The 9,017-nt window shown below is 70.0% G+C and carries 9 protein-coding genes; 1 reads left to right on the forward strand and 8 read right to left on the reverse strand.

Annotation, left to right across the window (positions count from 1 at the left end; translation table 11 throughout):
- The 6 genes from WBA11_RS02070 to WBA11_RS02095 form a co-directional block, all read right to left on the reverse strand.
- Positions 1–690 (reverse strand): aldo/keto reductase (locus WBA11_RS02070; RefSeq protein ID WP_424519068.1); only part of this gene is annotated, 690 nt, incomplete at its 3' end.
- A 98-nt stretch (positions 691–788) separates the two neighbouring features.
- On the reverse strand, positions 789–1,385 hold the full coding sequence (locus tag WBA11_RS02075) for a Crp/Fnr family transcriptional regulator (protein ID WP_424519069.1): 597 nt from the start codon (positions 1,383–1,385) through the stop codon (positions 789–791).
- A gap of 67 nt (positions 1,386–1,452) precedes the next feature.
- On the reverse strand, positions 1,453–2,334 hold the full coding sequence (locus WBA11_RS02080) for a GNAT family N-acetyltransferase (RefSeq protein ID WP_424519070.1): 882 nt from the start codon (positions 2,332–2,334) through the stop codon (positions 1,453–1,455).
- Entirely contained in the window at positions 2,331–4,784 is a 2,454-nt protein-coding gene (locus tag WBA11_RS02085; RefSeq protein WP_424519071.1) for a hypothetical protein, read from the reverse strand. The genes WBA11_RS02080 and WBA11_RS02085 overlap by 4 nt, the downstream gene beginning before the upstream one ends.
- A gap of 225 nt (positions 4,785–5,009) precedes the next feature.
- A complete protein-coding gene (locus WBA11_RS02090) occupies positions 5,010–6,641 on the reverse strand; it encodes a glycoside hydrolase family 10 protein (protein WP_424519072.1) in 1,632 nt (543 codons plus the stop codon).
- 97 nt (positions 6,642–6,738) lie between these two features.
- Positions 6,739–7,644 carry a serine hydrolase gene (locus WBA11_RS02095; RefSeq protein ID WP_424519073.1) on the reverse strand — a complete coding sequence of 302 codons (906 nt, stop codon included), beginning with the start codon at positions 7,642–7,644 and terminating at the stop codon, positions 6,739–6,741.
- Between WBA11_RS02095 and WBA11_RS02100 the strand changes: the two genes are divergently transcribed.
- The gene (locus tag WBA11_RS02100) at positions 7,643–8,071 is read left to right on the forward strand and encodes an acyl-CoA thioesterase (protein ID WP_424519074.1); all 429 of its coding nucleotides are present in this window, start codon (positions 7,643–7,645) and stop codon (positions 8,069–8,071) included. The genes WBA11_RS02095 and WBA11_RS02100 overlap by 2 nt on opposite strands.
- 142 nt (positions 8,072–8,213) lie before the next feature.
- Here WBA11_RS02100 and WBA11_RS02105 read toward each other — a convergent pair whose 3' ends face one another.
- Together WBA11_RS02105 and arsN2 are read right to left on the reverse strand one after the other, a co-directional pair.
- A complete protein-coding gene (locus WBA11_RS02105) occupies positions 8,214–8,573 on the reverse strand; it encodes a hypothetical protein (RefSeq protein WP_424519075.1) in 360 nt (119 codons plus the stop codon).
- Between the two features lie 59 nt (positions 8,574–8,632).
- Positions 8,633–9,017: arsenic resistance N-acetyltransferase ArsN2 (gene arsN2 / locus WBA11_RS02110; RefSeq protein ID WP_424519076.1), on the reverse strand; the 385-nt coding region annotated here is incomplete at its 5' end.

Here is a 9,017-nt window from a genome sequence, read left to right on the forward strand (position 1 = left end):
GGTGTTGCGCGTGTCGTAGGCCTCGACGCCGCGGTTCGGGTCCTCGCCCAGCCGCGTCGCCCCGGTCGGCCGTTGGTCGCGGCGGTACTTGCCCGTGAGCCACCCGCCGCCCAGGGGCGACCACGGCGTGACGACCAGACCCTCGCCGAGGGCGCACGGCAGCACCTCGACCTCGATGGTCCGGTCCAGCAGGTTGTACTGCGGCTGGAGGACCGTCGGGACGACGAACCCGCCCATCCTGGCCGTGGTCATGATCTTGGAGAGTTGCCAGCCCGTCACGTTCGACCACCCGACGCTGTGGACTTTCCCTTTGCGGACTTCAGCGCTGAGCGCGTCCAGCGTCTCTTCGACAGGCGTGTGCTCGTCCCAGCCGTGGACGAGGTAGAGGTCGACGGCCTCCAAGCCGAGGCGGTCGAGCGACGCGTCGAGGGACCGGACGATGGAGCGCCGGGAGGCGCCTCGCGAACCGGGAGGAGGCGCGAACCGACCTTTGGTCGCGACGATCACGTGGTCGTGGCCGCGGTCTGCGAGCCAGCGGCCGATGATCCGTTCGGACTCGCCGTCGCCGTAGACGTCGGCCGTGTCCAGGAGCGTGCCGCCGGCCTCGATGAAGGTGTCCAGTTGCGCGTGCGCGTCGGTCTCGGGGGTCTCGACACCGAACGTCATCGTTCCCAAGGCGAGGCGGGACACGATGGGGCCACGAGGGCCGAGTTGAGCGGTCGTCATGGAGCGGGGATGATGCCTCCCCACAGACTACCGCTCGAGGCCGGGGTCCGTCTTGATCTGGGTCAACGTCGGGCGACCTCGAGGGTGCGGATCCGGCTCAGCGTGCTCGGGTCGATGCCCAAGAACGACGCGACGTGCTTGAGCGGGACCTGCTCGACGAACGAGGGCCGGAGGCGGACCAGCCTGGCGTAGCGCTCGGGCGCCGGGTCGTGGATGTGGGAGAGCAAGTGACCTTTGAGGTCGGTCAGGATGTGCTCGGAGACGCGCCGCGCCAGCCGCTCGATGGCGGGACGTGATCGGCACAGCGCCTCGAGGTCGGCGTGCGATACGAAGACCAACTCGGCGTCGCGGACGACCTCGACGACCTCGAGCGACGGCTCTCGGGAGTAGAAGCTCAAGACCTCGGTCGAGACCATGCCCGCGACGGTGAGCCAGCCCGTCCGCTCGGTGCCGTCGTAGTCCACATTGTAGGTGCGGAGCGCGCCGCGCGTCAGCACACCGAGGTAGTCGCAGATGTCGCCTTGCTGGAGCAGGAAGCCGCCGGCTGGGACGTGGCGGGTACGGAGGCACTCGGCGAGCGCCGTCCAGTCTTCGAGGTTGAGAGGCGAGAGGGCCGTGAAGGCCTCCCGGGCGAGGTCGGTTGCAGGGGCGTTCGTCATCCGTCGGCTATGGGCACCATCCAAGACGGCTCAGGGGCGCGATGTGGCAAGCTCGTCCTCGAGGACGCTAGAGCGCCCGCTCCCAGCGCTGAAACCGGCGCGATACCGTCGCCCCGCACGCGCGTTCGTAGAACGGGAGCGCCGCGGCCCATGCGATGGTCGCGTTCTCAAGGCCGCGCATCCGGAGGTCGGCGAGGCAGCGCTTGAGCAGGACCGCGCCGATGCCCAGACCGCGGGCGGCCGGCGACGTGCCCATCGGGCCGAACCAGCCGAGCTCGGCGTTGTTGGTGCTGTGCGCCGCGAAGCCAAGCACCTCGCCGTCGCGCAGGGCGAGATGGATCGAGGGCGGATCGGCCTCGAGGCCGATGGCGACCTCGGCGTGCCACGGGGGCCAGTTCGCGTCGAGCAACCGGCCGATAGCAGCGCGGTCCGACCCCGCGCGACGGACCTCGACACCAGCCTCGGCCAGTCGTTTCTCGTCCTCGAGGACGGACCAGTCGTCGGCCTCGAGGTCGACGCCCAGGTTGACCGACTCGCCGATTCGGTGGAAGCCGGCGGCCTCGAGGAAGGGTGTTGCTGCGTCGTAGCGGACGTCGACGCCCGGCGTGAGGTAGTTGGGCGCGGCCTCTGCGATGCGAAGGACGGTCGCGCCCTGCGCGTGGAGGTCGTCGGCGACGGTCTCCAAGAGCGCGGCTCCGATGCCTCGACGCCGATGCTCGGGTGCGACCGCGAGCAGCCGCACGCTCCCACGCTCTGCGCCTGGTACCGACCACGGAACGCCGACGGCCAGCCCGACGGTCTCGTCCTCGAGGACGGCGATGATCGACCTCGAGGACGGGTCACAGGCCTTCTCCGCAAACAGCGTCTCTGACAACGGGTCGTGTGGCGCGCTCCGGTTCCAGAGCGACCGCGCGGCCTCGAGGTCGGCATCGTGGAGCGGGCGGATCATGACGCGGCCGCGGGCTCGTCCTTCTTCTTGCCGAACTCCGGGTCGATGTGGACGCGGGCCGCGACCAGGAAGCTCGGGATCGTCGCGAGCAAGACCCACAGGAAGAACCGCTCGTAGCCGACGATCTCCTGGAGCCAGCCCGAGAACATGCCCGGGATCATCATGCCCAGCGCCCACAGGCCGGTCGCGATGGCGTAGTGGGCCGTCTTGTTCGGCCCGTCCGCGACGTAGATCGCGTAGAGCAGGAGTGCGGAGAACCCGAACCCGTAGCCGAACTGCTCCACGATGACGGCGATGTTGATGAGCGCGAAGCTCTGGGGCTCGAAGATGGCCAGCAGCAGGTAGACCGCGTTCGGCGCGTTGATCGCGATCACCATCGGCCAGAGCCACGTTTTGAGCCCGTCGCGCGCGGCCACGATGCCGCCCAAGATGCCGCCGATCGTGAGCGACGCCACGCCGACGGTCCCGTAGACGAACCCGACCTCGCCGGTCGTGAGCCCCAGCCCGCCGGCCTCGATGGAGTCGAGCAGGAACGGCGCCGCGAGCTTGACCAACTGAGCCTCGGCGAAGCGGTAGAACACGATGAACGCGATCGCGATGCCGATCTCGGGCTTTTGGAAGAACGTGACGATCGTCTGGGCGAACGGCGTGTCCGAGAAGGGGAGCGCGCTGAACACCTTGCCCCACGGCCCCGTCCGGCGCGGGAAGATGAGCCCGTAGATCATCATCGGGACCAGCACGATCAACAGCGTCGGCGCGAACGCCAGGAGGAACACGAGGTAGCCCGCGACGCCGCCCAGCCCGCCGCGCTCGCCGTGGGGCACGTCGGAGTCGGGGCGGGGGAGGGCGAAGGCGTGCCACGCCATGAGTGCCAGGAACAGCCCGGCCAGGGCGACGAACGAGATCGACCACGCCAGCGGGATGTTGCCGGACGTGGCCCGGAACGAGGCCGAGGTCGGCTCGCGGAGCTTGGGGTCGAGCTGGACGACGGCCGTGAACGGCGTGTCCCAGTTGGCGTCGGTGAACGTGAACCGCTCGCCCTCGACGAGCTTGACGCTCTGGTCGCCGTCGTCGAACCCGAAGTTGACCGGGACGGCCTCGCCGGCCGGCGGCGGCCCAGACAACCGGAACTCGACGAGTCCGATGTTGCCGGCCGTGGCCGAGACCTCGGGCGCGGGCTCCCCAAACGCGGCCTCGATGACGCGCCCCAACGGCTCGGACACGACGCGCTGCCACAGCGATGATCCTTCGTCAGCAGCGGCCGCGGCGGCTGCAGCAGCGGCGTCTTCAGTTGCGTAGAACCCCGCGGCCTGGTTGGCCGCCCGGACTTGGGCGATGAGCGCGTCGATCTCGGCCGGGTCCCGCAATGCGAGCGGCACCTCGGCCGCCCGGTTCTCGACCAGCAGCCGGAGCTCGCCGTCGAGAGGAACGGATGCTTCGCCCGTCCTCGAGGTCGCGGCCTCGTCCCCAAGGCTATCGAGCGTCGCCCTCGAGGAAGGATCTGGAGCGGTAGCATCGCCCTCGAGGCCGGTAGACGGGGCCGCGGCGGCAGGATCGGAGGTGATCAAGTCCTCTCGGCCGATCTCGCGGAGCACGCGGGCGCGGGTCTCGGGGTCGAGGTCGTCGAGGCTGATCTCTTGGGTCTGGCGGTTGTCGAGGAGCGCGTCCTCCTGCGCTCTCGCCGCGGCTCGAGCCTCGTCGATGCGAGCCTGGTCTTCCAGAGAGAGCTCAGGCTGTGACCGGCCGAGGGTGTCTTGTGCGACGGACGTGAGTTGAATCGGGACTGCGGGGGCCGCGTTCGCGCCCGGCGTTGGCAACGCTTCTTCAGACGTCGCGACGACCTCGACGGGCACGTCGACGGCACCCAGCCCGGTCGAGGCCTCCAAGGCACCGGCCAGCATTGGCACCAAGCCGGACGCTGCGATCACGGCCGCGCGGTAAAACGTGCTCCGTATCCCGACGTACCACGCCTGGTCGTGCTCGTCGAGGGCCAACATGTAAAACCCGTCCGCCGCGATGTCGTGCGTGGCCGACGAGAACGCCAACAGCCAGAAGAACGCCAAGGTGCCTTGTACCCAGGCGTCGGTCGGGATCGTGAGGGCGACGCCGGCCAGGCCGCCGCCGATCAAGACCTGGGTGACGACGATCCACCACCGCTTCGTCTTGAGCACGTCGACGAGAGGGCTCCAGAACGGCTTGATGACCCACGGCAGGTAGAGCCAGCTCGTGTACAGCGCGATGTCCGCATTCGACATCCCCAGCCGCTTGTACAGGATCACCGCCAGCGCCATCACGATGATGTACGGCAGCCCCTCGGCGAAGTAGAGCGACGGGACCCAGCGCCACGGGCTCTTGCGGTCCGGCCCGCCGGGCGTCGTCAGGCCGACCGCCGGGTCGCCGTCGGTGACGGTCGTGGCGGCTTCGGGGTCGGGCGTCGGGGCGTCGGGCATGAGGCGGGGAGAGTCGAGAGGGGATGGTACGCCTGCCGCAGCCGGCGTGTCACTCGTCACGGACAACGCTCACACCGCGACCCGTCCTCGAGGTCGCACGCATACGTGCCGCCCTCGACGTCGCAGGTCGAGTCCCCCTTCGGACAGGGGGACAGGGGGTGGTCACCTTTCCGTCCTCGAGGTCGGACACGGCGCTCGTCCTCGAGGACGTCGCCTCGAGAGCGGCTACCGGGCCTCCGCCGTCAGCAGCGCGACCTCGAGGACGCGGGCCGGTCCTTCGTTGCCGACGCGGTCCACGACCGATACCGCGACGGCCTCGACGGCGCCGGCCTCGGTCCGGTCCAGCACCATCGTCCCGACGTCCGGCTGGACCACCTGCCACGACCACTCGCCGCCGCGCCGTGCGCGGACGACATAGTGACGGGCTCGCTCTGGCCCGCCCTCGGAGAACAGCACGTCGAGGGCGTCGCCGCGAGGCGTGACCCGGACGAGCGGAGCCTCGGGCGCGTCGTCCTCGATCCATGGAGACGCAGGCACGAGCGCGGGCTCGGCGTAGGGTCCGGCCTCGAGGGCGGCACCGGCCGAGGTCACGCCCTCGACCAACGCCTTCATCGAGAAGTGGATGGTGCCCGTCGCGCCCTCGAGGTCTTGGACCAAGCGGACCTGGCTCGGGATCTCGTCGTCGTCGTACCCGCCGACGTCAGGGAGCAGGCGGCTCGTGTAGAGACCGGGCCACAAGTGGCGGTCGGAGGCGTTCTCCGAGGCCCACCACTCGAGCAAGGCCGGGAAGCTCTGGCCGTCGCTGTCGATGGACCAGTAGAGCTGGGGCGCGAGGTAGTCCAGCGTCCCCTCGCGCCACCACTTGCGCGCATCGGCGTAGATCTCGCCGTACTGGTCGAACCCGCGGACCGTCTCCGGGTAGCCCGGCCGCCAGATCCCGAACGGGCTCACGCCGACCTTGACGTGGGGCTTGATGTCCTTGACCTCGCGGTACATCCGCTCGATAAACAGGTCCACGTTTTGGCGCCGCCAGTCGTCACGCCCCAGCGTTTCGCCGGCCTCGAGGGCGCGGGCGTAGCTGTCGGCGTCGGGGAACTGGACGCGGCGCCCGTTTCGGTTGATCGGGTACGGGTAGAAGTAGTCGTCGATGTGGACGCCGTCGATGTCGTAGCGGCGCACGACGTCCATGATCACCTCCATCGAGTGGTCGACGGCGTCGGGCTCGCCGGGGTCGAGCCACACCTGGTCGCCGTAGCGGCGGATCAAGTCGGGCCGCTGGCGTGAGATGTGCGTGATGTCGCGGCGGCCGATGGACGCCGGGTGGCCGGCGCGGTAGGGGTTGAACCACGCGTGCAACTCCAGGCCGCGAGCGTGGGCCTCTCGGACGGCGAACGTTAGCGGGTCGTACCACGGACTCGGCGGGACGGCCTCCTCGCCGGTCAGGAACGCCGACCACGGCTCGTTGGGCGAGTAGTAGAGCGCGTCACCCATCGGCCGGACCTGGAGCACGATCGCGTTCAGCCCGACCTCGACGGCGCGGTCCAACAGCGCGATCAGCTCGGCCCGTTGCTCGTCGGCCTCGAGGTCGGCCCGCGTGGGCCAGTCGATGTTGGCGACGGTCGCGATCCAAGCCGCGCGGAACTCGCGGTCCGGCCCGGGCAGCGTCGAGGACGAGACGATCTCCCCGCTGTACGGCTCGGCCGGTTCGGGCTCGGGTGCCACAGCCGTGTCCGGCGCCGCCGTCACGACGACGGGCGGAGGCGTGACGACCTCGGGAATGGGATCGGCTCCGGAGCACGCTGAGACGAAGGCCCCCGCAGTCAAGAGAGTGGCGAGGGCGAAGGGGCGAAGCGTCACGGCGTCGAGGGGAGAGGAGCCGCAAAACGTACGCGCCGCATTCCGAATCGCTCCCTGGTTTTTCGCGGACGCCTCGTCTTCGTCCTCGAGGGCGCGGTCACGCCTCGAGGGCGGCGTGGACGGCGGCGGCGATCTCGGCGCCCAGCCGTGAGGAGACGTCCCGGTCGGCGATGCCCTCGGTCAAGATCACCAGCACGTAGGGCGCGGCGCCTCCGTAGACGATGGCCGCGTCGTGGTGGATCTCGGTGATCCAACCCGTCTTGTGCGCGACCCGCGTGCCTTCGGGCAGCCCGGCCGGGATCATCTCGTTGAAGGCCTGGTCATCGAGGACGTCGACCATCTCGGCGTCGGCGCTGGGGGAGACGGCTTGGCCGTCGCGGATGGCCTCCAAAAGGGTCGCGAGCGCGTTGGCCGTCGTGCGGTTCGAGAGCCCGGCCTCGAAGGCCTTGATGTCCTCGACACCGCGGAGCACCTTCATGCCCGGCGCTCCCAAACGGTCGACCGTCGCCTGGACCGAGTCGGCCGTGACGAGCCCGATCAGCAGGTTTGTGGCCAGGTTCGAGGACGTCGTGATGGCCCGCTCGGTCAGGTTGCGCAGCGTCAAGTCCTGGCCCTGGAGTTGGTACAGCGCGTCGTCGGAGTCGTCCTCGATGGCGTACTCGCTGCCGTCGACGATGGAGCGGAACCGGTTCTCGACGCGGACCGGGTCGTCCCACGACCGGCGCCCGTCCTCGACCTGGCGGAAGGCCTCGATCATGACCGGCACCTTCATCGTGCTCGCGGCGTGGAAGTCGCGGTCTCCGTTGCGCGTGTACGACGTGGTGCGGCCGCCGTCGGTGTGGCGGACCGCGACGGCGACCGTCGCGCCGGGGTAGCGAGCGACGATGGCCTCGACGGAGTCCCCGAGCGCGCTGGGCGCGGGAGGAGTCGGTGCCGAGGCGCTGTCGTCCGAGGCGCAGGCGGAGAGGGCGAGAGCGGCAGTCACGAGGAGCAGGCGGAACATGGCGTACGCGTTGGGGCTCCACGATACCGACACCGCACGCATGATGACCTACACCACGACCGTCCCGCTCCGCTGGTCCGACCTCGACGCGGTCGGCCACGTCAACAACGCCGTCTACCTCACGCTGTGCGAGCAGTGCCGCATCGAGGCCTTCGAGTCGCTCGGGGCCGCGGACTGGTCCGAGAGCGGGCCGGTGATCGTGGCGGTCTCGATCCAATACCTCCGCCCGATCACGGTCGCCGGAGACGCCGAGGTGTCCGTCACGTTCGGGGCGCCCGGCCGGACCTCGATCCCGACGACGCACGACGTCCGGTTCGAGGGCGAGACCTGCGCGACGGCCGAGATCACGATCGTCTGGGTCGACCACGCGACGGGCCGCCCGACCCCCGTGCCGGAGCTCGTCCGCGAGCGACTGGCCGAGGGCTAGGTCGCCTCGGTCTCGTCCTCGAGGACGCCGCAACGGCTGCGCCGACGCCTCGAGGTCGACTCGCTCATGGGGAGGGACCGTCCGTGAGTCTCGACCTCGAGGTCGCAGGCTGGACCTCTGCGAATGCGGTCCTCGAGGACGGCTAGAGCCGGCCGGACACCTCCTGCTCGAGCCAGCGCGGCAGCGGGTTCTGGTCCGGGTACGTCTGCGCCCGCGCCCCGTAGCCCTCCGTGTCGGTCCGCTCGACGCGGATCTCGGCGAAGCGGGCGGAGCCGCGCTGCGCGCCCAGCGTCAGGATCGCCGCCTCGTCCTGGGTCCGCACCGACTCGACCCGGACGCCGCTAAGCTGAAACGACTCGACGAGCGCGTCGACTACGTCGTCGGCGTTGCCGTCGAAGTAGGTCCAGTCGAACGGGTCCGGCCGTCCGATGGCCTCCGCGATCGTGGCGTTCGTGCAGCCGCCGAGCATCAGGAGTGCGGCGAAGACGGTCAGGGTGCGCATGGCGTGGTCGGTGGACTGCCGATCCAACGGCGCGTGCTCCGCCGTGGTGCCCCGAACGCTTATGGAGACAGCGGTTTGCCCAGGCACTCCGCCGAGGCCGAGCACGTCGTCGTGAACTCGCTCGACTGTCGCACGGCCTCCGGCGCGTCGCGGCGGTCGACGGTCCGGTAGCCCCGCCGTTGGAAGAACGGCGCGACTGTCGTGGTCAGGAGGTAGACGTCCTCGAGGCCGAGGTCTCGGGCGACGTCCTCGATGGTCTCGATCAACCGGCCCGCGATTCCCTCGCCCCGTGCCGACGGCGCGACGGCCAGCGAGCGCAGAAAGCCGGACGAGCCGTAGACCTCGAGGGCAACGCACGCGATCACGGCATCGTCCCGCCTGACGACGCGAACCTCGGCATCGTCCTCGAGGTCGGCCGCAGGAAGACCGACCGAACGGAGCAAC

It is taken from the genome of Rubrivirga sp. (genome assembly GCF_049648075.1).
Classification (GTDB): domain Bacteria; phylum Bacteroidota; class Rhodothermia; order Rhodothermales; family Rubricoccaceae; genus Rubrivirga.

Bases quoted from the DNA above. Each gene is read 5' to 3' on its own strand.
- WBA11_RS02095 (WP_424519073.1), bottom strand. From the start codon at position 7,644: ATGTTCCGCCTGCTCCTCGTGACTGCCGCTCTCGCCCTCTCCGCCTGC.
- WBA11_RS02080 (WP_424519070.1), bottom strand. From the start codon at position 2,334: ATGATCCGCCCGCTCCACGATGCCGACCTCGAGGCCGCGCGGTCGCTC.
- WBA11_RS02100 (WP_424519074.1), top strand. From the start codon at position 7,643: ATGGCGTACGCGTTGGGGCTCCACGATACCGACACCGCACGCATGATG.
- WBA11_RS02105 (WP_424519075.1), bottom strand. From the start codon at position 8,573: ATGCGCACCCTGACCGTCTTCGCCGCACTCCTGATGCTCGGCGGCTGC.
- WBA11_RS02085 (WP_424519071.1), bottom strand. From the start codon at position 4,784: ATGCCCGACGCCCCGACGCCCGACCCCGAAGCCGCCACGACCGTCACC.
- WBA11_RS02075 (WP_424519069.1), bottom strand. From the start codon at position 1,385: ATGACGAACGCCCCTGCAACCGACCTCGCCCGGGAGGCCTTCACGGCC.